We start from the raw sequence: 24,592 nt of genomic DNA, 5'->3' as shown, positions 1-24,592 counted from the left end.
CGGCGCTGGTGCAACTCTAGCGCCACGGCGCTCGGTGGGAGGAGGGAGGCGGGCTTGCCCGCTGAGCGTGTCGGGTCTCCACGCCAGGGTGTCCGGATGTGGCACAGGGGATTCCCAGGAGCGGCCACTCGCGAGGCATGGACCCGTTATTGTTGGGAGACGGGCTCGCGGGTCATGCGCCCCGCGTAGGGAGTGCACAGACTCCCTCCCGCCTGAAGCAATGGTGCAGGTCACACCGCACACGCTGTCACTCCAAGCAGGCGAGCAAGGTGGGTCTTGGGGCCACTTTGCACCGGGGACTTGGCGACACACCCTCCCTCCCAGTCTTTCCTGTAGGGGGCTGCATGTCGTGGCGCGGTGGGTGGGTGGTGTCGTTGCTGGTGGTGGGGGCGGGCTGTGGGGGAGCACTTCCGGGAGAGGAGGCGACGGCCGCCTCCTCGGGGGAGGTGGAAGCGGCGCTGGACTCGTCGTACTGCCTCCCCACGGAGGCGGACACCCAGCGAGTGAAGGTCATCTTTCCACCCTCGGAATTTGGCAGTGGCCTCTTCGCTGCGGGCCCCGGTCCCTTCGAGGATTTCCGGGGGACGCTCTTCTTCGGGGCGAACTTCGAGGATGGCCGCCGCGCCCTATGGAAGAGCGACGGCACCGAAGCAGGCACCCTCCAGGTCAAGAGCCTTCCCAGTTCGACGGGGCTCTTCTGGCCCATCGTCACGGGTCTCAAGGCGACACCCTCCCGGCTGTTCTTCCTGGCGGGGGACGCAGCACATGGGACGGAGCTGTGGGCGAGTGATGGCACTGGCGCCGGCACCCAATTCGTCAAGGACCTGACACCCGGCCCGGAGAGCTCGTCGCTGAGCCACCTGACGGCGGTGGACGACGCGCTGGTGTTCTTCAAGGAAATCCATGACGACACGACCCCTCGCACCCGCTACGAGCTGTGGCGGTCGGATGGCACGTCCTCGGGGACGGTGCGCCTGCGCGACTTCGGCACGGAGATGGACGTCAGCTATCTGGACGCGAAGGTGGATGGCGCGCTGCTCTTCTTCGTGCGCGAGCTGTCGGGCTCGGGCACCAGCCTCTGGAAGACGGATGGCACCACGCAGGGCACCGTCCGGCTCAAGAAGCTCACCTCCGGCGCGGACGCCTTCATCCGCTCCGTGAAGACCTCGGACTCACGCACCCTGTTCATCCTGGGCGAGAGCACCGGGCTGCAGGAACTGTGGAAGTCGGATGGCACCGCCTCGGGGACGGTGCGGCTGGCGTCCTTTGGCTCCACGCGGACCGTGGAGCTGCTGGGCTCGCTGGGCTCCTGGGCCTATGTCACCACGACGTCCAACACCACCCAGTACATGGTCATCTATCGCGTCCCGCTCGCGGGTGGGAATCCGACGTCCGTGGTCAGCCTGCCCAATGAGTTCGCCTCGCAAGGCGTGGCGTTTCCCTTCATCGACGCGGTGAGCAAGGCGCCCGGAGGCTCGAAGCTGTTCTTCACCGTCCACATCGGCACCGAGGGCCCGGGGCTCCGGGACACGCAGCTGTGGGTGACGGATGGCACCGCGTCGGGAACCACCCTGCTGCGCAAGCCCCTGAGCCTCTCCGACGAGTACAGCTCTCCGCTGCGCGCCGTGTCGGACGACCTGGTCTTCTTCAGCTCGCTCGAGCTGGGTGGCGTCGGCGTGGAGCCCTGGGTGAGCAATGGCACGCCAGGTGGGACCCGGCGCCTGAGGAACATCGCCACCGGGGCGACTTCGTCCTATCCGTACCTGTTCTTGAAGGTGGGCTCGCGCGTGTTCTTCGGCGCGTATGACGAGACGCTGGCGGGACAGCTCTGGTCCACCGCCCTGAGCAACTCCTGCATGTCGCCCGACGCGGCGCGGTAGGCATTGCCCGCCACCACGTCTGCCCAAAAAGAAAGCCCCAGGCTCCTTTTCGGAGCCTGGGGCTGACTTCAGGAGCGCGGGAGAATCACTCGCTCCAGTAGGTCCGAGTCATCAGGCTGAAGCCGGACACGGTGTCGACGAAGAACGCGACATTGTTGCCGCTCCAGGGGTCGTTCGCGTAGCCGAAGTAGCAGCCCTTGAACGTGCGCCCATTGGTGAGCGTGTTCAGGTTGTTGACGCCGTTGGTGACGACGGTGGGGTTGAGCTGGTTGTTGCGGTTGGCGAAGTTCAGCACGCCCGCGAAGTTGTTGCGAACCTCGTCGCCGTCCGCGGGGGTGGCGCGCAGGGGCGCGTCGAAGGGCGCCTCGCCCGGCTCGAAGCCGAAGCACTCGTCGATGCCGAAGTGGTAGTAGCGGTCACCCAGCACCTCGTACCAGTTGAAGTGACGGGCCATCTTCGCGCCGTGGTCCGGATGGGGCAGCGCGTTGACCGCGCCGATGAGGGCCTCCAGCGGCTTGCTGAGCGTGGCGGCGTTGCGGAGGTTGCGCAGGCTCACAGCGCCAATGCCGGTGGTGCCGCCAATGGCGTGGGCGGAGGTGAACGGGCGCTGGGTGAGCAGGTTCACCGCGCCGTTCCAGGCGTACGGCAGCACGTCGTGCAGCTCCGTGTCGCTGATGCTGTTCACCAGGGAGACCAGCTCCGCCTGGTCATCCGTGGAGACGGCGAGCTGGTCGATGATGCCGACGCAGGTGCTGGTGATGGCACCCTCGTAGCGCGCGCCGCTCTCGATCTGCGCCAGGCGGGCCTCGCCGACCAGCGGGACGGAGGACAGGTCCGCCAGGGATACGAAGTGGGACGTGGCGCGACGGGCAACGATGTTGCTCACCACGTTGCTCGGCAGGTACTCGTCGAGCTTCGCGAAGGTGGCGTTGTTGACGAAGGTGAGGATGCCCGCGCACTCCGGCGCCACGTCCACGTCGGCGATGGTGAGCGGCGCCTGCTGCTGCTCGTTCTCGACGGGCGCGGGGGACTGCGATTCGGTTTCGGCGGGAGCACAGCCGACGAAGAGACTCATGGACAGCAGGGCTGAACCGAGACGACGCATTCTGAAACTCCTCTTTGGGGGGACGACGCGAGACGGACGGCTCATACACCAATAACATGGGTTGCTGACAATCCTCGGGACAGAAGGTTTTGTGTATTCACGGAGAAGCCACGGGCGCAGTGGCTTTCGTGAGACGTCCTTCCCTCAGGAAATCCAGCAAGGTGACGAAACTGTCACGCGTGGCGTTCTCTTGAATACACAGGCCGCCAGTGGCGCCTGTCGACACATCTCGGGGGCGGGGTTGATAACAATCGAGACATGTTTCACGCCCGGTGCTGCGGGTGGCGCTTCGGGCGTGCGGGTGGATCGGCGCTGCGTGACGCCGCCGTGACACCGCCGGTGTCAGCGGACGGGGCTCACCAGGGTGAGGGTGACAGGAAGGACGTCGTGCCACGAGCCCCGGTCCTGGCGAGGGTGGAGCTGTCGGGTCCACTCCTCCGGCAAGAGGCGGATGCCGAGGGCGGCCTCGAGCGCGCGGTCGATGTCCTCCGGCGTCTCCACGTACAGGTGGATGCTTCCGAGCTGGACCGGCCCCTCGAAGAGGAAGGCGCGCTCGCGACCGTGGTCCGCGTAGCGGGCCTCCCAGCGCACCTTCAGCTCCGCTCCGGTGCGGCTCAGCACCGTGAGCCGGTTGTGGACCAGGGCGGGGGCGTCGTTGCCGTACCAGGCCTCCCAGTCCCCTTCTGGACCGACGATGAGTGATGACCACTCATCGAGCGTGGGATGTCGTCCGCCATTCGCATGGAGGACGGGGACGTCGCCGGCGACGGGGGCTGGCTGGCCGTCCTCGACGGTGGAGTGGGGTGGCTCCATCTCCAGGATGTACCTCGCAGTGGAGCGCTCGGGCAGGTAGCGGTACTGGGAGGACTCCACATCCTGGGCCCAGGTGTCGATGCGGACGTCCAGCACGGCGGACGCCATCGCATGGCCGTGTCCGCCCAGGACGAGCGGCTTCTCTGGCGAGGGGGCGTCCGGCGGCACCTGGTCGGGTGCCTCTGGGTAGTTCCAGGGCGGCGCTTCCTCCGAAGCTGCTTCCGGTTCGGAGGGCGCGGGCGCTTCCGGGACGGGCGTGAGTCGTTCGAGGAACGCGCTGAAGGACGGCGCGTGGACACGGGCCACGAACAGGTCCGCTGTGTCCGTGTCCGCGTTGCTGTCGAAGAACCAGATGGTCCCGGCGGGCGAGTCCGGCCGGTCTCCGAGCTGGATGCCGAAGAGATTGATGGAGCCCCAGTGGCGGGCGAACGCCATCACGTCCGGCGGGAGGTGCTCTCCGCCGGGCTCGAGCCGCTCCCGTCCCTCCGCGCGAATGGCGAAGAGCGTGCCAAGGTGTACCTCGTCACCGAGCGCGTCCGTGGTACCGGTGGCGCAGCGGCCCAGCTCCAGTCCGTTGTGCAGGGTGAGCAGCTCCCGGTAGTCCGCGGGCAATGGGTGCGGGAGGCCGCGCTCGAAGTGCTCCAGTTGCTCCGACGTGGGCGGGGACGGCTGGAAGAGCGAAGCCAGGTGGGCCGCGAGGCTGGGGGGCAGGGGAGGCATGCAGGTGCGTTAGAGCATGCGCTCCCGGTGGCTTGAAGTGCTTCATGGATGCGCTGACTCCAGGGCGTTGCCCAGGCACCCCGTGAGCCACGGTGGGGGTGTTGATAGGGATTGAGTTCACGCCGCCAGGAGATTCTGGCATTGCGACGCGCATCTGGGACGGAGGTCCATCGAGACCTGGAATCAGGTGTGATTCTCTCAAGGCCACCGGAGTCCGGGTCGGGTAGGCCTCCGCGTGTCAGGCGTTCTTCGTTGTCTTTATCGGGAGCCTGCTGTTGCCTTCCGCCCATGGACGAAAGCCTTCTGCCGGACATCCTCGATGCGCTCGGTCGTCAGCCTCGAGAGTTCGGCGCGGTACAGCTTCACGTGGAGCCCATCCGCCGGTCCCCGGACGGCACGGAGGCGCGTGCCGTCATCTGGCTCCAGGCGGCCTTCACGCCCCTGCCACCCTCGACGAGCCTGCGCGTGGTCGACGCCACGACACGTCGAGAGGTGCGGAGTGGGAGCCTGCCCTCACTGGACGGCGGCAAGGTGCTGCGGTGGGTCCTTCCGCTGAGCCTTGCAGCCGACGTGAAGGAGCTGCTCTTCCTCCTCGAGGCCCCAGTCCCCGAGGACGCCACGCGGGTGCGTCCTCCCTGGCGCCTGTTCGACACGCTGGAGCAGGTGGAGGTCCAGCCGGTTGCCCGTCCCCTGTCGAGCACGCTCCTCAGGGCCGGAGTATTTGCCTCCACCGGCGTTCTCGCCATCACCCTGCCCCCGTCTACGGGTCTGGGGCCTGGCGAGCCACGGACCCGGCGTCATGCGGCGCGCGCGATGCCGGAGGGCTTCGTCGCCGACGTCACGCCCGGCCCCTTCACGCAGGACTCCGAGCCCGGTAGCACCGTCATCTGGGAGCCGGGTCAGACGCTGGACACCGCTCGCTGGGTCGAGGCCACGGGCGCGGCCGAAGGCTTGGAGCGCGTGCGATGTGCCTGTGGCGCCGTGGCGCCGCGCGACGCGGAGTTCTGCCCTCGGTGTCTGGCCTCCCTCGCGGGAGCCGCGCGCGAGGTGTCTCCTCCGGTGTCCGACTCCGACGCGCTCCCCGCCGTCATCGGCGTGCCGCCCGTCGAGGAACCGACGGAAGCCACGACGGCGAGATGCCCCCGGCACCCTCGGGTGGAAGAGGTCCAGACCTGTCCGCGCTGCGGAGGGTTCTTCTGTGAAGCCTGTCTTCCGGAGGCGCTCGCGTCCGAGCGAACGCATTGCGCTGACTGTCTGGCGAGAGAGAAGGAGCCCGCGGTGCTCCGCCGCGCGTTGTTCCGGGACCTGGCCTTCATTCAATGTGGCGTTGCGGTGCTGAACCTGGTGATGGGCCTGCTCGCCACGATGACCTCCTCCGAGGCCGAGCCCCTCGCGGGAGTGCTGGGCACCGTGTGCTTCGCGACCCCGTTCCTGGGACTCGCGGGCCTGCTGGTGCTCACCCGGAGCCCCATCGTCGGCTGGGTTGCTTTCGCGTTCGCTACCCTCTTCGGCCTGGCCGCCTTCTTCCTCGGCGTCCATCTGCTGGGTGGCGTCATTCTTGTTTCCGCCGTCATTTCCTATTTCCAGCTCTCCAAGCTGCGAACCCTGTCGAACCCACCCACGCCTACTGTGTGAAGACACACGGACAGCCGAATTTCCTGTCGCCACGGCAAGCGCACTGCCTTTACGCAAAGGCAGTAACGAAAGTCTCGTAATCGCGATATTCGTGTAACGCCGTAAGCAGCAGGAACCCCAGTTCAAGGAGAGCACATGCGAAACATCGTGAGTGGACTGTTGGCGGCCGCGTTGTTGGTGGGCTGTGGTGGCAGCGAGCTGGACGCGCAGGAGCCGCTCCCCCAGGAGGACACTGTGAGCGCGATGGCCTCTCCGGAGTGTGACTCGTGCATCCCCGCGCGGAGCGAGTGTTACTCCACGGCGGAGACCTACCCGCAGAAGGTCATCTGCTCCTCGAACTACACGCTGTGCCGGCAGACGTACTGCAACTGACGATGTCTCCACGGCGCGCAGGTTCGTGAGCAAGCGGTCCGTTCCGGAGTATCGGAGCGGGCCGCTTGTCGTCGCGGGGTTGATGACCGCCGTCGTCCATGACCTGATGCCCGGCGCTGGATATCTCTGGCTGGGAGCTTCTGGAACATGGCGGCGAAGCAGGGTGCGGTGACGAGTTGGGGGCGTGAGGTTTCCTCGGGAGAGGCATGGGCGCGCGTGGAGTCGGCGGCGACGCCCGAGTGGAGGAAGCAGTTGTCCTCCTGGTGGAAGGGTGTCACCGACGAGGGGGTCCTGCTCCACGAAGGTGACCTGGAGGCGGACTCGCTGGTGGTCGGTCCAAGGCCGCTCGTCGTCTCCGGAAGTGTCCGACTGAAGGGGCTGCTCGAGGACGGACACGCGGCCGACCACACGCTGCTCGTCGTGCTGGGAGACCTGGAGGTGGAAAATGTGGCGACGGTCTCCGCCATGTTCATCGCGGGGAACGTCCGGATTCGAGGGCTCCTCTTCGGAGACTCGCTCGGCGACGACGTCTTCTCTGTCGCGGGTGGGTTGAAGGCGCGGGCGCTCGTCGAGGAGCACCACCACCTCCATGTCGCGGGCGCGCTCGACGTGGACGTCCTCGTGGGCAGCAAGCTCACTGCTCCGGGCAAGCCTCGCCAGAAACTGGAGCCGCACGAGGCGCTGCTGCGAGGGGCCTTCACGGTCGAGGAGGAGGACGAGGACGGCGTCGTCGACTCGACGCTGGACCGGAAGGGGCTCCTCGAGAAGCTGCGTAAGGGCAAGCCCGTGCTGGCGGACACGCGGCTCGGTCCGGTGGAGAAGGCGATTGCCGCCGCGAAGGAGAAGGTCGCGAAGGGAGAGAAGGCGCCTCGGCTCGGGCTCTCGCTCAAGAAGCTGAAGGCCATTCCCGAGGAGATCTTCTCCCTCACGGGCTTGGAGGGCCTCACGTTGGACTCCAATCCCATCGAGGTGATTTCCCCCCGCATCGGTGAGCTGCGCGCGCTGCGCTCCCTCAGTGTGGAGCGCTTGCCGGTGAGCACGCTGCCCGACGAGCTGTGCCGGCTGCCCGCGCTCAAGAAGCTGAGCCTGCGCTACTGCGACAAGCTCACTCGCCTCCCGGAGGCGTTCGGCGAGCTGGAGTCCCTGGAGGAGCTGTACCTGGATGTCACGGGGCTGGACGGCTTCCCAGAGGTGCTGACGCGCCTGCCGAAGCTCAAGAAGCTCTGGTGGTGGCGCTTCTTCAAGACGCCTCCGAAGAAGCTTCAGGTGTTGGTGGACGGCCTGGGCCGGATGCCGAAGCTGACGCACTCCGGCTTCTTCCAGGGTGAGGTGACGGAGCTGCCCGCGAACCTCGCCCCGCTCGCGCGCCTCAAGCAGCTCAAGCTGGGGCTGGACAAGGTTCCCGCGACGGAGGTTCGGCGCCTGGAGGCGGCGCTGCCTCCAGGCCGGCTGCACGTGGGTTATTGAGCCGCCCGCGCTGGGCGTGGAGTCGATTCCCGCGCCGCCGAGCGTGCGAGCCACGCCCTGTCTGATGGCCGAGGCTCGTCCCATCCGAGGAACAGCCAGCCGAAGGAGCCGTGCGCTGCCTCGTCCTTCACGATGAGCCGCGGCGAGTCGGAGACGTGCGCCTTCCTGCTCGCGTTGCCCGGCGAGCGCCCCTGCGAGCGGGAAGAGCTTTCGGGCGACGCAGTGCGTGAGCACATGAGGACATTCATCGCTGACAGGGGAGGCTCGCGGATGCACCGTCTGTTGCGCCACATCCGGAGGTTCTTCCGACTCCAGCCAGGCAGGCCCGCGTGGGCGGCCGGCATCCGCGCGGCGCTGGCTGTCACCATTCCCTTCTCGCTCGCGACGCTGCTGGGCTTCAAGGACGCGGGCTGGACGGGACTCACCGGGCTGCTCGTGACGCTGGCGAATCCCGGAGGCGCGTACCGGGGCCGGGCGAGGGTGATGGGAGCGGTGACCCTGCTCGGTGCGCTCGTGGGGACCATCGCCGCGCTGGCGGGCGGGCGTCTGTTGCTGGATGCGACTCTGCTCCTGGTGGGGGTCTTCGTCCTGACGTTCGCCCGGTGTTACGGCGACACGGCGGGCTCGGTGGGCGAGAAGCTCGCGGTCATCTTCGTGGCGTCACTGGGGGCGCATGCCGTGGAACTGGACGCGGCCCTGACGCGCGGAGGAGCGCTCCTGCTGGGCGGCGGGTGGGCGATGTTGCAGTCGTTGGTGCTCTGGCCGGTGCATCCCTATCGCCCGTCGCGTCGGTCCATCGCGCATGTCTACACGTCGCTCGCGGATGGGGCGAGAGACCTCGCGACGCTCTCGCGCGAGGGAGCCCCCGCCGAGGTCTGGACGGCGGCCACGACGCGGCATCTGCCGCTGCGCGCGAAGATTGAGCGAGCGCGGGAGACCCTGGCGTCCACGCGGGTGGGGCGCTCCGAGGAGTCGCGGCGAGGGGAGCACCTTCTCGTGCTCCTGGAGCTGAGCGAGCAGTTGCTCGGGGTGTTGTTCGCGCTGGCGCAGGCGATGGAGGTCGCCAGCCCCGAGCGCAGGCTGCGGCCCGTGCGGGAGCAGGTGGCGCGGGCGTGTGACTGGTACGCGGAGATTTCGCAGCGGGTGGCGACGGTGTCCCTGGCGCCGGAAACGGCGGCTGTCTACTGGCCGCGCTTTCCCACCCACCATGAGGAGCTGGGGCTCCGGGGGAAGTGGCTTCGGGTGGTTCCGGCCTCCGTGACGGAGTTGTTGACGCGGCTGAAGGGGCACGCCGTCGCCGCGCAGCGGACCGCCATGGCGATGCGGCGTGGAGACCCGGTGGAGGTGGGCAACGCCGAGTCCATGTTGCGAGCGAACCGGCGCCGTCCTCTCCTGGAGACGTTGCGCGCGAACCTGAACTCGCGGTCCGTGGTGCTCCGGCACGCGCTGCGAGCGGGCACCGTCGCCTGTCTGGCATTGGTGCTCACTCGAGTGTTGGGACTGGGCGAGGCGTACTGGGTGGTGCTCTCCGCCATCGGTATCCTCCAGCCATACTCGGCGAACACGGAGGAGCGCGCGCTCCAGCGCGTGACAGGGACGCTGCTGGGCGGGACGCTCGCGGCGGTGATTGCCACCGGGGTGGGCTCTCCGCTGGTGTTGATCGTGGTGATTGGGGTGCTGACCGCGGTCTCCGTGTCGCTGTTGCCGCTCAACTTCGGTGCGTTCCAGATTCTCCTCACGCCGGACTTCCTCCTGCTCGCGACGCTGAGCGCGGGGGACTGGTCCGTCGCGGAGAACCGGGCGCTGGGCGTGCTGCTGGCCTGCGTGCTGGCACTCGCGGGGGTGTGGCTGTTGTGGCCGTATCCAGAGAGCAGGCGCTTCCCGGATGCGGCGGCGACGGTGCTGCGCGCGGATGGGAACTACTTCCGGCAGGTGGCCGCGAGCCGCAGTGGCACCGAGCCAGGTGTCAGCGCGGCGCGCAGGGACCTGGGGCTCGCGATGATTGACGCGGAGGCATCCTTCGAGCGGCTGATGGCGGAGTACCGGGGGCCCGCGCACCGGCTGGAGCCTGCGATGGCGCTGCTCACGTACTCCCGGCGCCTCGCCGCGTCGGTGACGGCGCTGGGCGAGCAGAAGGCCGTGATTCCCTCCTCGGAGGTGCTGGACGTGGTGGCGCACAAGGCGAGCGGGACGCTGGATGCGCTCGCGGACTCGCTGAAGCAGGGCCAGACGCCCCCGCCCATGCCGGAGCTCCCGCTGCGCCGCATCGTCAATGACCCGGTCTCGGGGCCGTTGGTGGAGCGGGTGCCGCGACAGCTCGAAATCCTGCACGGCGCGGTGGAGAAGCTGGCGTGGACGTGAAGGGCGTGAGCTGACCTGGGAGGATTCCGACCCCAGACGCGCAACTGGAATTCGCGCTGAAGGCTCCCGCGAAGGCCGAGGAGGCCGCTCCGAAGCGCCTGTTGCGCGACGAGTCGCGGTTCGAGTCCAGGTCCCCGACCAAGGCGCCCGTGGAGCTGAACCCGGGCAGCGGCTCGGGTGCGCCCGCCAAGGCGCCCACGCCCGGCAAGGTCGACATTGAAGGCATCTCCAACATGAAGGACCCGGTGGCCCGCAACCAGGCCATCACCCAGGGCTACTACGAGCTCTCCAACCAGATGGCGGGACTGCTGGGGAAGGAGAACGCCAACTGGGCCACCTTTGGCGTCTGGGCTTCGAAGCAGGCGGGCGTGAGCATCCGGCAGGAGGACCTGCCGAAGGTGTTCATGGACCAGCTCAAGGGCGACAACAAGTGGCTCGGCGCCCTGACGAACATCGGCCTCGGTGCCATCAATCCGCTCGCCCCCGCGATGGCGGAGGCCCTGAAGGTCCCCATCAAGGACGCGCTGAATCGCGTCAGCGACGCCATCGCGGATGGCAACCAGAAGCTCTTCAAGGACATCGCGCCAGAGTTCCAGCGCTTCACGGAGACCTTCAAGGGCGACACGAAGTACGACGCCGCCAAGGTGGAGAAGTACCTGGAGGGTTTCCCGCCGGGGAAGGAGAACCTCAAGGCCGCCTTCGCCGACTACTCCAAGGCGATGTTCGAGAAGGACCCGAACAAGAAGGCGGAGCTGATGCTCTCCGCCAATGACCGGGTGGGCGTCCATGAGCAGAGCCTGATTCAGGGCGAGGTGGAGCGCGCCCTCAACGCCCCGCTCAAGGAGACCTTCGCCCCCATCGTCAAGGCCACCATCGACGCGGCTGGCAATGCGCTGCCTTTCCCGGCGAACCTCGCCTACAAGGGCGCAAAGGCAACCGGCCTCGTCGACAAGGCGGTGGACAGCGTCGTGAACGGCCTGACGGGCCAGTTCCGCAAGTTCGCCACCGAGCACATGATGAAGATTGGTCTGCCGGAGGGCAGCCTGAGCCTGGGTGACGACGTGAAGCCCGGGGCGCAGGGCGCCTTCCCCGAGCACCTGCGCACCATCGAAAGCGGCGAGCTGAACCGGCTCCTGTCCCAGTACGACAAGTCGCCCAACTCGCTGAAGGGCTCGTCGGCCAATGACGGGTCCAAGTTCGACCAGCGCATGAACTACATCGTCGACCTGTTCCGCTCCCGCCAGGGCGACCCGCGCCTCTTCGACGCGCCCTGAGCCGCCTGTCAGAGGGCAGGGGGTCTTCGGACGCTTGCCCTCTTGCCCTCTCCCTCAAGTCTCGGATTTCAGGTGTCTGGGTTTGAATCCAGGCACTGAAAACCGGTGCTCCTCGTATTGAAGGTGACTCCCAGGGTGAGCCTCGTGGCTCGCCTTGACATCCCCTCATGGGTGCGGTTGAACTGCCCGCGATTCGCAATTGCGAATCATTCTCAACCGGGCGGCCCGTGAGGAGGACATGGCGACATCGACCCTGCTGATGGTGCTGGGCCTCGCCGTGCTTCGTGGCGTCGCGCTTCCTCCGGTGCTGGCCCGTCATCGATTCTGGGTGAGGGGGCTGGGGGGCTGCTGCCTCACGGCCGCCGTGGGCTTCGCGGTGAAGGCCCAGGGGCTCGCCGTGGGGCTGACCTGCGCGCTCGTGGTGGCGATGCTGGTGGCTCCGGTGCTCGCGCTGGCGGCCCCGCTGTGGCCCCGCGCCACGCGGTACGTGTGGCCGGTGGGGGCCCTGGGGCTCGCATGGCTGTGGTCGGGAGCCGTCTGATGGCCCACCAGCATGGCGCCGGTCGCATCGCCGCCGCTGTCACGGGGGCCCCCGGGGCCGCGGTGCTCGCGAGCCTGGCCGTCCCCGCGGTGCTGCCCGTGGCCGCGGACGTCCGGCTGCTCATCGCGCTGCTCGCGGTGCTGCCCGCCGTCGCCACCGCCGCGTGTCTGGCCTTGCTCGCGCGCAGCGCCGTGCGCGCGTGGGTGGCCTCCGCGCTCGTGGCCGCCGTGGCGGCCGTCGTCCTGGTGCTCGCGTGAAGCTCTCTTCCCGCGCGTACGAGATTCTCTGGGATGCCCACGCGTGGGCTGGCGTGCTCTCGTCCCTGGTCCTCTTCGTGACGTTCTTCCTGGGGGCCTTCGCGCTCTTCGCGGAGGAGCTGTCGCCCTGGCAGGAGCCCACGTTCCGCGCGCCCATCGCCGTGCCGGAGGCTCAGGCCGTCGCGCTCGCGCAAAGGCTCGCGGACACGGAGGCCGCGTCGCGCCCGGTCTGGTTCGGCATCTCCCTGCCCACCGAAGAGGAGCCGTGGCTGCGCCTGTGGCGGATGACCGACGGCGCCATCCATCCGCTCTGGTTGGACCCTGTCTCCGGCCGTCAGCTCGGGGAGCGCAGCGACCTGGGGGAGTACCTCAACGCGATGCACTTCCTGGAGCCGCTGCCGGGAGGAAGGCACCTGTCGGGGCTTGCCTCGGCGGTGCTCGTCCTGCTGGTGGGCACGGGGCTGCTGCTCCAACTGGGCCGGATGCTGCGCGAGCTGGTCCAGTTCCGTCCAGGCTCGTCGCGGCGGGTGTTCTGGTCCGACACGCACAAGGTGATTGGCGTCATCAGCGCGCCGTTCCTGCTCGTCTTCGGACTCACGGGCGGGATTCTCTGGTTCGACGACTGGTTCGAGCCCGCCGTGGTGAAGACATCGATGAAGGGCGACCTCCAGGTGAAGGAGCGCGCCGTGGACTGGCCCTCTCCTCCCGCCGCGTCGGGCAGGCCCGCGGGTGCGCCCGACCTGGCCCATGCGCTCGCGCTGGCGAAGCAGCGCTTCCCCGCGTCGTCGCATCACTGGTTCTTCTTCGACAACCTCGGTGACGAGCACGGCCTCGTCCACCTTCCGGGCGAGCGCGAGGGCACGCTCCACGCCTTCACCCACGTACGTGTCTCGCGGACGGGGGAGCTGGTGTGGGCCCGCGACACGGGAGGCGGGACGCTCTACTCGCGGGTGATGGACCCGCTGTATGGGCTGCACTTCGCCACCTGGGCCAGCCTCCCCGCCAAGGTGCTCTACGCCCTGCTGTCCTTCGTCTGCGCGTTCGGCATCCTCGCGGGCAACCTGCTCTGGTTGGAGCGGCGGCGCGCGAAGGCGTCCAGCCGGTTCGACCGGGTGCTCGCGAAGCTGACCTCCGGCGTCTGCGCGGGACTCCCGTTGGCGGTCGCGAGCCTGTTCCTCGCCAATCAGGTGCTCCCCTCGGAGCTGGCCGCGCGTCCGGGCTGGGAGCACGCCGCCTTCCTCTCGGCCTGGGCGCTCGGAGTCGTCGGCGCTTTCGTCGACAGCGAGCCCGCGCGGTATGCGCGCCGCCTGCTCCTGGGCGCCAGCGTACTGCTCGTCGTCGTCCCGCTCATCGACGCGGCGAGGACGGGGCGGTGGCCGCTCGCCTCCGGCTCCTCGCACGTCCTGGTGACGGAGCTGGGCCTCGTGGCGCTGGCGCTCCTCCTCGCTGGCGCGGCGCGCGGCATCCGTCGCCTCCAGCGGCCCTCGCCTGTCGCTTCCTCCTCTTCCGTCGAGCCGGAGGCCCCCGCCTCCGTGCCGACCTGACCCTCCACGCCTCATCCCCCTCAACGGAGTTCATCATGAGCACCCTCCGCCGTCTCGCCACGGCATCCGCCGCCACCACCCTCCTGCTCACCACCACCCTCGTGGGATGCGGGGACGATGACGAGAAGACGAAGCCCCCGGTCGAGACGAAGGACCCCGTCTACAGCCTGGCCACGTCGGTCTTCTCACAGGCCGGCAGCGCCACGTACGTGAGCGTCTTCAACTCGCTGGACGTCACCGCGCTGGATTTGACGAAGGCCCGCGAGCACTCCGGCTTCGCGACGATTGGCGCCGTCGACGGCATGCTCTTCGTTGGCGCGGGCGAGAAGCCCGAGGTGTCTCGCTACACGGTGCGCGATGACGGCTCGCTGGAGGAAGCGGGGCGCATCAGCTTCGCCAACTACGGCCTCGCCACCTCGCCGCTCTACTTCAACCAGTTCGTGGACTCGACCACCGCGTACATGTCGCTGGAGGAGTCCAAGCGCATCCTCTGGAATCCCTCGACGATGGAGATCTCCGGCCCCGTCGAAGCGCCGGGCCTGGTCCGCGAGCGCGAGGACCTGGTGGTGAAGACGAGCTATGACCGCGGCCGCGTGGTGCGGGGGGACTATGCGTTCCAGGCGTTCTACTGGACGGATGGTGACTACTTCGACTTCCTGCCCACCTCGCAGATCGCCATCTACTCGAAGGCGGATGACAGCCTGGTGAAGCTGCTGGACGCGCCGTGCCCCGGGCTCGACGTGGCGACGCAGGACGAGGCTGGAAACATCTACTTCTCCAACTGGGTGTTCAGCTCCGCGGCGCCCGTCCTCAAGGAGGGCGCGCCCCCCACGTGCCTGGTGCGCATCAAGGCGGGCTCGCAGGAGATTGACACCGCCTTCACCCGCTCGCTGTCCTCGCTGGTGGGCAACCGGGAGACGGCGGCGTTCCGCTACCTGGGCAACGGCGTCGGCGTGGTCGCGGTCTTCTACAAGGAGAACCTGACCATCGACGCGAACACCAAGCCCACGGACATCACCGGCGGCCTGCACTGGAAGCTGTGGCAGGTCAATCTGACGGCGGGCACGGCGGCGCCCGTCGAGGGGCTCGACTTCATCGCGGGCGGCTACTACGCCTTCACGCTCGACCAGCGGACCTTCCTGCTGCTGCCCACGGCCGACTACAGCAAGACGGCCGTCTGGGAGCTGGGCACCAGCGGCGCCGCGGTCAAGCGCTTCGAGACGTTGGGCTGGGCGTACCAGTTCGTGAAGGTGCGCTGAGCCGTGCCTGACGCGCCTGGCCTTCGTCGAGGCCGGGCGCGTCGTCCCTCGTCAATCAGTACTCGAGCGTGCCCTTGAGCCAGGCCGCGCGGCCGGGCCGCTCGACGCCGAAGAAGTCGAAGACGCGGGCGTCGGTGACGTTCTCCAACTCGGCGGTGAGTCCCGCGGTGAGCTTGCCCCGCCGGACGCGGTAGCCGATTCCCGCCGCCTGCACGAACTGGGTGTCGACCGTGTCCTTCGACTCCACCGTGCCCAGGCCTTCCCAGTTGCGGAAGAAGCCATTCACGTAGCGCGTGCTCCAGAACGGGGACAGCTCGTCCTCCGCCAACGCAATCCCTCGCAGTGACATCCGGGCCGTGGCGTTGGCGAAGAGCCACGGACGATTCGGCAGGCGGCGTCCCTCGAAGGCCCCGAAGGTGCCCTGGCCGGAGACGTTGCGCGGGTTCTGCACCGTGGCGTTGGCATCCAGGCTGAAGAGCCCGCCCGGTGAGCTCCATCCGGCCGAGCCCTCGACGCCGAGAATCCGGGCCGCGTACACGTTCTGGTAGCTCCACTCGCGGTCTCTCCCCGTGAGCAGGATGAGGTTGTCCGCGAAGCGGGCGAAGCCGTTGAGCTCACCCCGGAAGCTGCCCAGCTTCGTGCGCAGCGGCACGGAGGCGAGGCCCAGGTTCAGGTTGTGGCTGTGCTCCGGCTCCAGGTCGAGGTTCTCCTGGACGAGCACGCCGTTGCCGAAGACCTCGTCGGGACGCGGCAGGCGCGTGGCGCGCTCGTAGCTGGCCTTGAGATAGAGCGGCGAGCCCAGCCGGAGCCGCAGCGCGGCGCCGCCTCCGAGCCGATGCAGCTCGCGGTCCTTCTTCCGCCATCCCCCTGTCGCCATCGGCTGCTCGGCCTTGCCCACGTAGACGTAGTCCTTGCCGAAGAGGATGACCTCCAGCGCGTCGTCGAGCAGGTCGACCTCGTACTCGAGGCCGGTGACGAAGGTGAGCTGGGAGCGCTCCGCGGCGAGCCTGTCCGGGTCGCTGGGGCTGGCCCTGCGACGCTCCTCGCCCGTGCGCACCATCAGCGTCGGCGCGAAGGCGAGCCGCAGCGTCTGATGCTTCGCCACGTCCCAGCCCACGTTGACGCGGCCGTAGACGGAGCTCTGCCAGACGGTCTGGTCGATGGGGTTTTCGCCCAGCTCGCCCGCCACCTCGCGCGGATTCACGCGGTTGCCGAACCAGTCGTAGACCCACTCGCCCACGTCGACGAGCTTGGTGGCCTGCCACGCGTAGCCGGCCAGCACATCCAGGCGGGCGCTCGGCGACAGCGTCTTCGCGTAGAGCAGCTGCGCGCCCAGCGTGTCGGAGTCGTAGCGGGCCTCGCCATAGGGCGCGCCCGACATCACCAGATTGTGCTGCAGCTCCTTGTCGTGCCGGGCGCCGAACGCGCGAACGACGATGCGGTCCGCCCAGGACAGGCCGGTGTAGCCCGCCTCGACACCTCCGCCGAGCGCGTCGTAGCCGTCGTGGAAGCGCTTGACGGTGACGGGACGGATGGAGCCCCGGTCGTCCGCGGCCTCGACGTCGACGGAGTAGTCGTTGTTCGTGGTGTCGGCGAAGAAGTGGGCCCGCGCGTGGAAGCCCTCCTCAGCGGGCTTGTAGCCACCGCCGAGCGTGAGGCGGAAGGTGCCGAAGGCTCCGCCCTGAAGCGACACGGCGCCATGCGCGCCGACCTCCAGGGGCGAGGAGACGAGGTTGACGGCACCCCCCAGCGCGTCCGCGCCGTAGCGCACCGGCACCACGCCTCGATAGAGCTGGATGGAGTCGACCAGGTTGACCGGCACGTTGGCGATGCCGAAGGGATAACCCGAGAGGTCCAACGGCACGCCGTCCAGGAAGAAGCGAATCTGGTCGTCGGTGAGCCCGTTGAGCGCGAACAGCGCGGTGCTGCCGAGCCCGCCCGTGCGCCGCACCTCCACGCCCTCCTGCGAGGCGAGCACCTGGCCCAGGTCTCCGGAGCGGGAGCGCGCGCGCTGGATGCTCACGACTCTCACGGCCTCGGCCGACTGGCGCCGCTCTTCCGAGTCCGAGCGCGCGGAGACGGTGGTCTCCAGCTTCTTCTCCTCGGGGACTGGCGGCGTGGGCTCGGTGGTGGGTTGCGTCGCCGTGGGCTCGGAGCCGGGCTCCTGGGGGACGGGCGGGGGAGGCGCGTCGAGCTTGAAGGTGTGGGCCAGTTCAATCTGGCACGCCACGGCCTCGCCGCGGACGCGCGCCGGCTCGAACTTGAAGGAGAGGCTGGCGGTCCGCACCGCTTCGTCGAAGGCCGCGCCCGCGGAGCGGACGACCTCCGAGTCCGTCACGGTGCCTCGCTCATCGAGCGTGAGTCGAAGGACGACCTCCCCCTCGCGCCCGGCCGCCTGCTCGGCTTCGGGATAGGGAACCGCGACGCTGTCGAGGCGCCGAGGCACCTGGACCTCATCGCTCGGTGGGACCTCCGCCGTGGCCGAGGCCGTGGCTGGAGCGGGCTCCTCCGAGGGGGACGGCGTGGACGGGGCCGGGGAGGCCACCGAGAGGAGCAGCGCGAGGGAGGTGACCGGTGAGAACATCCGCAATCCCGGACTACTTGGTTTTGCGACGCAATATCAATTGCGCGCCCCGGGGGATATCGGGGATTGCGGTGGGGCGGTCAAGGCGCGCGGCCCTCCGCCTGTCCGGGGGCTGCTCCCTCGCCCGCGAGCCCGGGCCATATGGGCTCGCGGTGAGGGACGAAGCCGCTCACTGGACGATGGCGCCCAGCTCCGTCTCACCCGGTTCAATCTTCGCTTCCGGGTTGGACCACACGAAGGGGATGCCCGGCTGCCGGTAGAGGGTGTTGGGGATGTCCTTGGCCAACTGCGCGTGCAGCTCCGGGAGCTGGGACCAGTGCACGCCATGCTTCGCATGGTGGGCGGTGTGGAAGCCCAGGTTGCCAGTCATGAGGTTGTAGCCCCGGTGAACGATGTTGTACGAGGCCTGGGTGTGCTCCGTCGCCTCCAGCCCCACGTGGTGGAAGTAGGTGGCCCAGACGGTGACGTAGAGCGACGCCACCATGGGGAGCAGGAACACGAAGAGGGCGTTGTACCAGTTGTGCCAGAACAGCACGCCGAGCAGCGCCACCTGGAGCGCGCCCATGGCCAGGAAGATGCGCTGGGCCTTCGGCTGCGCGAGTCCCACGGCGTAGGCCCGGGGATAGGCCAGCAGCGTGTTGATGACGGAGAACTCGGCCTCGCCCATGGTGGACCCGTCCGCGCGCTTCCAGCGGGCCTCGTCCTTCTCCTGGTCCAGGTAGTTGCGGTGGTGGCCGACCACGTGGTGCAGGAACCACGCGTGGGACGTCACGCCCGTCTGGAAGCCGAAGACGACCTCCAGCAGCCGGTTGGGCAGCGCGTGGCGGAACATGGGCACGTGCTGGTGGTGGTGGTTCCAGGCGCTGATCCACCCCTTGGGAATCACCCAGAGGGCGAGCCACAGGAGGGGGAGCCACCAGCTTCTCGCCGTGAAGTAGACCGTCAGGTCCAGGGCGAACACCGTGGCGAACAGCAGGACGGGGATGCGGTCTCTGGGGTGTCGGAACAATGTCATGCGGTTTCCACAGCGGGGGTGGGACGGGCTCCCAGGGGAGGGTAGAGGGTTTGCCGCTCGCGCGGGACAAGCTTTCCGGTGACGCCCTTGGGAAGCACCACGCCGAAGAAGAAACCCTCCTCGAAGGGCTCCGTCGAATCGACGTGGACGCGCACCCGGGCGCTGATGGTCGCCAGCGCCGTGCGCAGGAACACCATCGCGAAGTCTCCGGCCACACAGGCACGAGGGCCCCGGCCGAACGGGAAGAAGTAGTCGCTGCCCAGCGGGTCGTTCGCCGCGCCGCCGTTCAGCCAGCGCTCCGGGTCGAACGTCTCCGGGCTCGTCCAGTGCGTCGCGTCCCGGTGCAGGTGCTGGTTGGAGATCATCAGCGTCGTCTCCGGCGGCAGCATGACGTCCGCCAGCCGCGTCTCGGTGGACGGTGAGCGGCGCATGAGGACGCGGACGGCGGGGAGGATGCGCAGGGCCTCGTAGGCGACGGCCTCGCCCCAGGACGCCCCGCGGAGCCGCTCGTGGTTCAGCGGTTCTTCCGCCAGCAGCGCGGACTCGAGCGCCAGTCGCTCCTCGGCGGCGGGGTGCTTCTGGAGCTGGTGGAAGGCTCCGACGAGCGTGGTGCTGGAGGAGAAGACGCCGCCGAAGAAGAACGAGCCGAGCAGGTTGGCATGCACCTGGTCATCCAGCTCCGGCATCTCCCGCAGCGTCCACGACATCAAATCCACCCGGTGCGCGGCCGGTGCCTGTCGTGCCGCGCGGATTCTGTCCGCGAACAGCCCGTAGAAGCGCTCCTTCGCCGCGGCGAAGCCCTTGGGGACCGAGACGAACCTCAGGGGCAGCTTCGCCTGGATGCGCGCATCCGCCGCGGCGGCCAGCAGCATGAAGTCGTCATACGCGGACGTGGGGAGCTTCTCGCCCACCGTGGCCACGCAGAACGCATCGAACGTCAACTGGCGCAGCATGGGCGTCAGGTCGAGCGACGGCTGGTGGCGCACCGCCTCCACCGACTCGGTGATGGCCGCCTGCATCGGCTCCACCTGGGCCGCCTGCCACGCCGCCGTCCACGGCTGCGCCAGCGGGTCCATCCCGTGCTTGCGCTTCCAGTCCTCACCCTGCTGCGCGATGAACGGCGTGTCGTCCGTGGCGGAGTGGCGGATCTGCTCGCCGATGTTGCCCTTCTCGAACTCCAGCCTGCGCGTCTCCAGCACCTCGCGGATGATGGCGGGGCCGTTGAGCACCAGCGCGGGGGAGGGCCCCAGCCACGCGACAGTGACGGGCCCGTAGGCGCGCGCATAGCGAGCGCACGTCTCCCACGGCTGCACGCCCAGGAAGTCCCCCAGGTTGCCGAGCAGGCCCGGCGTTGGCCCCGGGAGGCTGGCGAGCGGCTTGCGCCGGGCGCCGAAGAACAGGTTGAACAGGCCGCGAGAGAGCAGGTTCGGCACGAGGGAGCCTCCGGTGCTGCTCAGACGGTGATGCCGCAGGGAATCTTGTCGGGCTGCAGGACGGTGTAGGGCACGGCGACGCGCGCGTTGCGCGCCTTCACCGCCGCCAGTTGCTCTCGCAGGCGCTGATGGAAGCGCTCGCGGATGGCCAACAGCTCGGGCTCGTGGAAGTACTCCTCGCGCCAGCCGAACTCGTGCAGCAGGTACTCCTCGTCTTCCCCGAAGCTGGAGAGCGCCCGGCCGATGGCGACCTGCCAGAGTGTCTGGGACTTGCTGGGAATCATGGCGGCGATGTCTTCCGCGCGCAGGACGCCTTTCTGACGGGGCGGCTCCTGACGCATGCACAGCGGCGCGTTGGGTACGAAGGCGTAGTGCTCGTATTGCAGGTAGTTGACCGCGGCGTGCTGGACGCTGACCGTGAAGATGACGGTGGTGAGCATGTCGACCAGGTCGTCCACGCGGCGCAGCTCCTGGCAGGGCAGCTTGTCCACGGGCAGTCCGTGCTCGGTGAGGTCCTTCCACCACTGTTGCATCTCGGTGTCGCCCTCGAGGTCGGCGTCGGTCCGGTAGAAGTGCCTGAGCACGCCGCCGACGTATTCCTCGAAAGCATCCCACAAGGGGAGGGCGTCGTCGCGGTAGGGGTAGCTGGGCAGGACGTCAGGGGACAGCACGCCTCGGCGCTCGAAGTCCTGCCGGGGCCTGTTGTCGGAGAGCTTCCAGCGCTGGTACCCCTTCTTGCCCAGCTGGAGGTGGCCCTTCTCCGGGCCGCCGGTGGCGATGAAGTCATCGAACACCCCGCCCTCGGCGAGCAGGCCCTTGCGTGCTCCCTCGTTGATGGCGAGCGTGTACCGGAAGTGCCGGCGCAGCAGCTTGTAGACGGGGTGCGGGTCCGGCAGGTTGCGCATCGTCACCATGACGAAGGGCTCCGCCACGAAGTGGGTGCGCAGCGCGTGGCTCACCATCTGGTGCGTGTTGCCCTCGCTGCAGCGGACGTAGATTTTCGCCGCGAGCCAGTCGTACTCGCCGTCGTTGGGTGTGAAGACGGGGGCCTTCCGCGCGTCGCGGCCCAGTTGGATGGCGATGGGGCGCAGCTGGCGGGAGTCGTCCAGGTACAGCAGGCAGCGGGACGCCGGCGCCCACCTCCGCTCCTCGACGCCCTCCTCGTTGACCTTCCGGTACATGGGGATGTCGTCGAGGATTTCGAAGTCGAGCAGGAAGATGCGTCTGGCGTCGAGCGCGCGCGCCAGCGTGGTGCCGGGGGACAAGAGGCCGCGCAGGTCCTCATCCGTCAGCGGCATGTCCTGGGGCACGTTGGGGACGAGGGTGATGTGCATCGGGTTGATGCCCTGGACGGCCTGCCGCGCGAACTCGTAGTCGTCCTTCCACCTGGGGGCGAGCTGGGGCACTTCCAGCCCCTTGAAGAAGTCGAAGATGTCCACCAGCCCGTTCCACGCGTTGGTCAACATGGGCAGGTGCAGCTTGATGGACGCCAGCGTCTTGGCGATGACGACCTCGTAGCTTCCCTCCGTGAGTCCCCGGTACAGCTCGTCCTTGGGCAACGGCCGCGTCTCGCTCAAGTCGAGCGCGCCAGGAAGTCCCGCGGTGGCCTCGGCGGAACGCCAGGGATACATCCGCCGACGGTGCTCGAGCAGCTCGTGCCGCGCCGTCGCTTCCCGTGCGTGGCTCGCCTGTCGCGCGAGCTTCGCGGTGCCTTCGAGCACGTCCACCGTGGCGCCGCCCTGCACCCACCGGAAGAAGGGAAAGCGCCACTGCTTCCCCTCCGCGGTGACGTGGGCCTGGTCCAGCAGCCAGTCCGCCGCGACGCCTCCGGTGTTGGTGAAGCGCAGCAGCACCAGCTCGCCCAGGTCCGTGGCCTGGACGGAGTAGACATCCTCCGCGCCCGCCTCGAAGTCATCGTGGAATCGCTTGTTCAGCGCGTGCGGGCCGCTCTCCCCATGCGTGCCCACCAGGGTGACGGAAATGTCTGCGTTCGTGCCCGCGCCCAGCTTCGCGCTCGTGCGAATCTTGAGCTTGTACTCGACAGTCATGGAACCCTCTACGGAACGGGGGCAGACCGTAGGACGGGGAAAGCGAGAGCTGCAAGCCATGCTACCCTCCCCACGGAATGAGGCAGGCGTCGCTCAGCGCACGGAATTCGCGAAGGTTCCAGTGGCCCTGTCATGAGTGAGGGACACCCGTGGAAGTGGGGCTGATGACAGACGGTGGCACTGGTGGGCTCGCGGCCTGGGGCAGGGGACGGGGATGATGTTCGCGGCGCTGCGCCGGTGGGTGGGCTCTCTCGGGTTCAGGGGACACGAGAGCGACCCGAACGAAGTGTTGGATGCGGAGGAGCTGGCGCGGTGGTACTCGGGCCTGAAGCTGGAGGAGCGGCTGGAGGTCAGTCGTCAGCTCGCACCTCGGGTCCGTGCGGGCCGCACCGTGCGGGACACCTCCACGTTGCCCGCGGTGGCGGTGGGACGTCTGGTTTTCGAGCAGGACGGGCCGGACGGCCCCATACCCTTGCATCACGTCAAGGTGGAGCTGTGGGACCGGGACTTCGGCGCGCCGGATGACTTTCTGGGGGAGGGTTTCACGGACCCGGACGGTGGGTTTTCGGTCCGCTACGACCCCGAGGACGCGGGCGTGGGAGACCTGCCCGATTTGGAGGTCCGCTTCTTCGAGCCGCAGCACACGTTCCGTCCGGATGGGCAGGTGGTGGAGACGTGGCGGCGCATCGGCTCCGAGCAGGGGCCGGATGACCACGGGGGCCTCCACTTCGACTTCGGCACGTTGCGGCTGCCGTACTGGGAATACGATTCGACGACGCCGCTCGCCCGCCTGCTCGTGACGGAGGAGGGGACGGCGCCCACGGCCTATGCGCCGGGCCGCGCGATTGCGATGTTGAAGGCCGTGGCGCCCGTGGAGCTCATCAAGCGAGGGCACCTGCTCCAGGGGAAGCTGGGACAGGCTCCCGCGCTGGAGAAGATTCAGGCGGACTATCCGGAGGCGCTGACGGTGCGGATGGAGCGCGAGTCGCCAGGCTCCACGCGCACGGATGCGTTCTTTGGAGAGCGGCTGCTCAACGGCATGTTCTCCAGCATCCTCGACAGGGATCCGGAGGTGCCGGGAGACGCGAAGGCGTTCCGGCTCTACTACCCGTGGAACGCGTACGAGCAGGACGGCGTGCACTGTCTGCCGGACGTGGACGTGCGGCTGCGGTTGGTGGAGGAGCGGCTGTTGCCGGTGCGCATCATCCTGGGCATGCGCGAGCCGGGCGCGACGGCTCCGGGCTCACCGGTGACGCGGCGGAGCTACACGCCCGCGGACGGGGCGGGCTGGGAGGCGGCGAAGCGGATGGCGCGGGTGAGCGCGACGCTGGACACGGAGCTGGGAAATCACCTGGGGCAGTGTCACTTCAACGTCGAGCAGTACGCCATCGCCGCGCATCGCAACCTGCGGCGCAGCCCGCTGCGGTGGTTGCTCATGCCGCACCTGCGCGAAGTGGTGCTCATCAATCGCTCCGCCGACGGGTTTCTCGTCGGGTCCACGGGCTACATCACGCGTGCGAGCGCGCTGGTGGAGCGAGCGGTGGAGTCGCGCCTCTTGCACCTGATGGGCAGCTACGACTGGAAGGGCTTCGAGCCCGCGCCGCCCATCTGCGAGGGACATCGCTACGCGCGCGCGGCGGGGCTGTTCTGGAAGCTGTTGGGTGAGCACGTGGACGCGTTCTTCGCGGAGCACGGCGCGGCGGTGGAGGCCGAGTGGCGCGAAGTGCGGCGCTTCTCGGACGACCTGGTGGCGCACTCCGCGCCGGCCTTCGTGTGTCGCTATCTCCGAGCGACGGTGCCGGGCAAGGCCGCGCCGTGGTTCGTGCGCTCCGAGCGCATGGACCTGGACGCGAAGACCGTGGAGCCCACGCCGAAGGCCGTCAGCGCCGTGACATGGACAGACGTCCCCCAACCTGGGGAGCTGGAGGCGCTCAAGCGCCTGTGTCGCTATGTCATCTACTTCGCGACCTTCCGTCACGCGTGGGCCAACAATCTTCAGTGGGACGACGCGGGCGAGGTGTTGTACGCGTGTCTGGGTTTGCGGTGGGGAAAGGGCGGGGTGCTGTCGACGGAGGCGGACCTGGACGTCGCGCCCTCGCCGGAGGAGGCCACGGAGATGCTGTGGATTTCGTGGATGTTGTCCAAGACGAACTACGGCTTCCTCCTGGCGAACGAGGAGTCCGACGTGCACCCCCGGTTCGTGGAGCTGCTGCGTGCACACGCCGCCGAGTTCGCCGCGCTGGGCCTGGATGTCCGCACGGTCAGCTCGCGCATCAACATCTGA

17 protein-coding genes are annotated in these 24,592 nt (G+C 68.5%); 11 read left to right on the top strand and 6 right to left on the bottom strand.

From position 1 onward, the window contains the following. The first annotated feature begins 344 nt into the window (after positions 1 to 344). Positions 345 to 1,880 carry an ELWxxDGT repeat protein gene (locus tag HUA76_RS35155; RefSeq protein ID WP_174463303.1) on the top strand — a complete coding sequence of 512 codons (1,536 nt, stop codon included), beginning with the start codon at positions 345 to 347 and terminating at the stop codon, positions 1,878 to 1,880. Between the two features lie 85 nt (positions 1,881 to 1,965). Here HUA76_RS35155 and HUA76_RS35150 read toward each other — a convergent pair whose 3' ends face one another. Then, positions 1,966 to 2,985, bottom strand: a complete 1,020-nt coding sequence (locus HUA76_RS35150) for a hypothetical protein (protein WP_174463302.1) — start codon at positions 2,983 to 2,985, stop codon at positions 1,966 to 1,968. Between the two features lie 342 nt (positions 2,986 to 3,327). Next, on the bottom strand, positions 3,328 to 4,518 hold the full coding sequence (locus HUA76_RS35145) for an SMI1/KNR4 family protein (protein WP_174463301.1): 1,191 nt from the start codon (positions 4,516 to 4,518) through the stop codon (positions 3,328 to 3,330). A gap of 288 nt (positions 4,519 to 4,806) precedes the next feature. Here HUA76_RS35145 and HUA76_RS35140 point away from each other — a divergent pair, with 288 nt between their 5' ends. From HUA76_RS35140 to HUA76_RS35100, 9 genes are all read left to right on the top strand, one after another. Continuing rightward, positions 4,807 to 6,153 (top strand): hypothetical protein, encoded by a 1,347-nt coding sequence (locus tag HUA76_RS35140; protein WP_174463300.1) that lies wholly within the window; start codon positions 4,807 to 4,809, stop codon positions 6,151 to 6,153. Positions 6,154 to 6,288: 135 nt separating this feature from the next. Then, positions 6,289 to 6,525, top strand: coding sequence for a hypothetical protein (locus tag HUA76_RS35135; RefSeq protein WP_141647061.1), 237 nt, complete (start codon positions 6,289 to 6,291; stop codon positions 6,523 to 6,525). A gap of 147 nt (positions 6,526 to 6,672) precedes the next feature. Then, positions 6,673 to 7,992, top strand: a complete 1,320-nt coding sequence (locus HUA76_RS35130; protein ID WP_174463299.1) for a leucine-rich repeat domain-containing protein — start codon at positions 6,673 to 6,675, stop codon at positions 7,990 to 7,992. 270 nt (positions 7,993 to 8,262) lie between these two features. Continuing rightward, a complete protein-coding gene (locus HUA76_RS35125) occupies positions 8,263 to 10,353 on the top strand; it encodes an FUSC family protein (RefSeq protein WP_174463298.1) in 2,091 nt (696 codons plus the stop codon). Between the two features lie 101 nt (positions 10,354 to 10,454). Beyond that, positions 10,455 to 11,627: a hypothetical protein gene (locus tag HUA76_RS35120; RefSeq protein ID WP_174463297.1), complete on the top strand. Its 1,173-nt coding sequence runs from the start codon at positions 10,455 to 10,457 to the stop codon at positions 11,625 to 11,627. A 238-nt stretch (positions 11,628 to 11,865) separates the two neighbouring features. After that, positions 11,866 to 12,168: a hypothetical protein gene (locus HUA76_RS35115; protein WP_174463296.1), complete on the top strand. Its 303-nt coding sequence runs from the start codon at positions 11,866 to 11,868 to the stop codon at positions 12,166 to 12,168. Beyond that, positions 12,168 to 12,425 (top strand): hypothetical protein, encoded by a 258-nt coding sequence (locus HUA76_RS35110; RefSeq protein ID WP_174463295.1) that lies wholly within the window; start codon positions 12,168 to 12,170, stop codon positions 12,423 to 12,425. The genes HUA76_RS35115 and HUA76_RS35110 overlap by 1 nt, the downstream gene beginning before the upstream one ends. Beyond that, positions 12,422 to 13,969, top strand: coding sequence for a PepSY-associated TM helix domain-containing protein (locus HUA76_RS35105; RefSeq protein ID WP_174463294.1), 1,548 nt, complete (start codon positions 12,422 to 12,424; stop codon positions 13,967 to 13,969). Before HUA76_RS35110 ends, HUA76_RS35105 begins: the two co-directional genes overlap by 4 nt. 35 nt (positions 13,970 to 14,004) lie before the next feature. Beyond that, the gene (locus HUA76_RS35100; RefSeq protein ID WP_174459469.1) at positions 14,005 to 15,228 is read left to right on the top strand and encodes an MxcI; all 1,224 of its coding nucleotides are present in this window, start codon (positions 14,005 to 14,007) and stop codon (positions 15,226 to 15,228) included. A gap of 55 nt (positions 15,229 to 15,283) precedes the next feature. Here HUA76_RS35100 and mxcH read toward each other — a convergent pair whose 3' ends face one another. From mxcH to HUA76_RS35080, 4 genes are all read right to left on the bottom strand, one after another. Continuing rightward, entirely contained in the window at positions 15,284 to 17,812 is a 2,529-nt protein-coding gene (gene mxcH, locus HUA76_RS35095) for a TonB-dependent siderophore myxochelin receptor MxcH (RefSeq protein ID WP_174463293.1), read from the bottom strand. 169 nt (positions 17,813 to 17,981) lie between these two features. Beyond that, on the bottom strand, positions 17,982 to 18,827 hold the full coding sequence (locus tag HUA76_RS35090; protein ID WP_174463292.1) for a fatty acid desaturase: 846 nt from the start codon (positions 18,825 to 18,827) through the stop codon (positions 17,982 to 17,984). Continuing rightward, entirely contained in the window at positions 18,824 to 20,260 is a 1,437-nt protein-coding gene (locus tag HUA76_RS35085; protein ID WP_174463291.1) for a cytochrome P450, read from the bottom strand. Before HUA76_RS35085 ends, HUA76_RS35090 begins: the two co-directional genes overlap by 4 nt. Positions 20,261 to 20,280: 20 nt before the next feature. Further along, positions 20,281 to 22,308, bottom strand: coding sequence for a lipoxygenase family protein (locus tag HUA76_RS35080; protein WP_174463290.1), 2,028 nt, complete (start codon positions 22,306 to 22,308; stop codon positions 20,281 to 20,283). A 214-nt stretch (positions 22,309 to 22,522) separates the two neighbouring features. On the opposite strand from HUA76_RS35080, the gene HUA76_RS35075 reads away from it, so the two are divergent. Then, positions 22,523 to 24,592: a lipoxygenase family protein gene (locus tag HUA76_RS35075; protein WP_254614680.1), complete on the top strand. Its 2,070-nt coding sequence runs from the start codon at positions 22,523 to 22,525 to the stop codon at positions 24,590 to 24,592.

It is taken from the genome of Myxococcus sp. CA056, assembly GCF_013336715.1.
Classification (GTDB): Bacteria; Myxococcota; Myxococcia; order Myxococcales; family Myxococcaceae; genus Myxococcus; species Myxococcus llanfairpwllgwyngyllgogerychwyrndrobwllllantysiliogogogochensis.
Note: the sequence above shows the minus strand (reverse complement) of the source record. Positions and strands in the feature narration are given on the sequence as shown.

Excerpts from the sequence above, each read along its gene's own strand:
- HUA76_RS35155 (WP_174463303.1), top strand. The coding sequence starts at position 345 with ATGTCGTGGCGCGGTGGGTGGGTGGTGTCGTTGCTGGTGGTGGGGGCG.
- HUA76_RS35150 (WP_174463302.1), bottom strand. The coding sequence starts at position 2,985 with ATGCGTCGTCTCGGTTCAGCCCTGCTGTCCATGAGTCTCTTCGTCGGC.
- HUA76_RS35145 (WP_174463301.1), bottom strand. The coding sequence starts at position 4,518 with ATGCCTCCCCTGCCCCCCAGCCTCGCGGCCCACCTGGCTTCGCTCTTC.
- HUA76_RS35140 (WP_174463300.1), top strand. The coding sequence starts at position 4,807 with ATGGACGAAAGCCTTCTGCCGGACATCCTCGATGCGCTCGGTCGTCAG.
- HUA76_RS35135 (WP_141647061.1), top strand. The coding sequence starts at position 6,289 with ATGCGAAACATCGTGAGTGGACTGTTGGCGGCCGCGTTGTTGGTGGGC.
- HUA76_RS35130 (WP_174463299.1), top strand. The coding sequence starts at position 6,673 with ATGGCGGCGAAGCAGGGTGCGGTGACGAGTTGGGGGCGTGAGGTTTCC.
- HUA76_RS35125 (WP_174463298.1), top strand. The coding sequence starts at position 8,263 with ATGCACCGTCTGTTGCGCCACATCCGGAGGTTCTTCCGACTCCAGCCA.
- HUA76_RS35115 (WP_174463296.1), top strand. The coding sequence starts at position 11,866 with ATGGCGACATCGACCCTGCTGATGGTGCTGGGCCTCGCCGTGCTTCGT.
- HUA76_RS35110 (WP_174463295.1), top strand. The coding sequence starts at position 12,168 with ATGGCCCACCAGCATGGCGCCGGTCGCATCGCCGCCGCTGTCACGGGG.
- HUA76_RS35100 (WP_174459469.1), top strand. The coding sequence starts at position 14,005 with ATGAGCACCCTCCGCCGTCTCGCCACGGCATCCGCCGCCACCACCCTC.
- mxcH (WP_174463293.1), bottom strand. The coding sequence starts at position 17,812 with ATGTTCTCACCGGTCACCTCCCTCGCGCTGCTCCTCTCGGTGGCCTCC.
- HUA76_RS35090 (WP_174463292.1), bottom strand. The coding sequence starts at position 18,827 with ATGACATTGTTCCGACACCCCAGAGACCGCATCCCCGTCCTGCTGTTC.
- HUA76_RS35080 (WP_174463290.1), bottom strand. The coding sequence starts at position 22,308 with ATGACTGTCGAGTACAAGCTCAAGATTCGCACGAGCGCGAAGCTGGGC.
- HUA76_RS35075 (WP_254614680.1), top strand. The coding sequence starts at position 22,523 with ATGATGTTCGCGGCGCTGCGCCGGTGGGTGGGCTCTCTCGGGTTCAGG.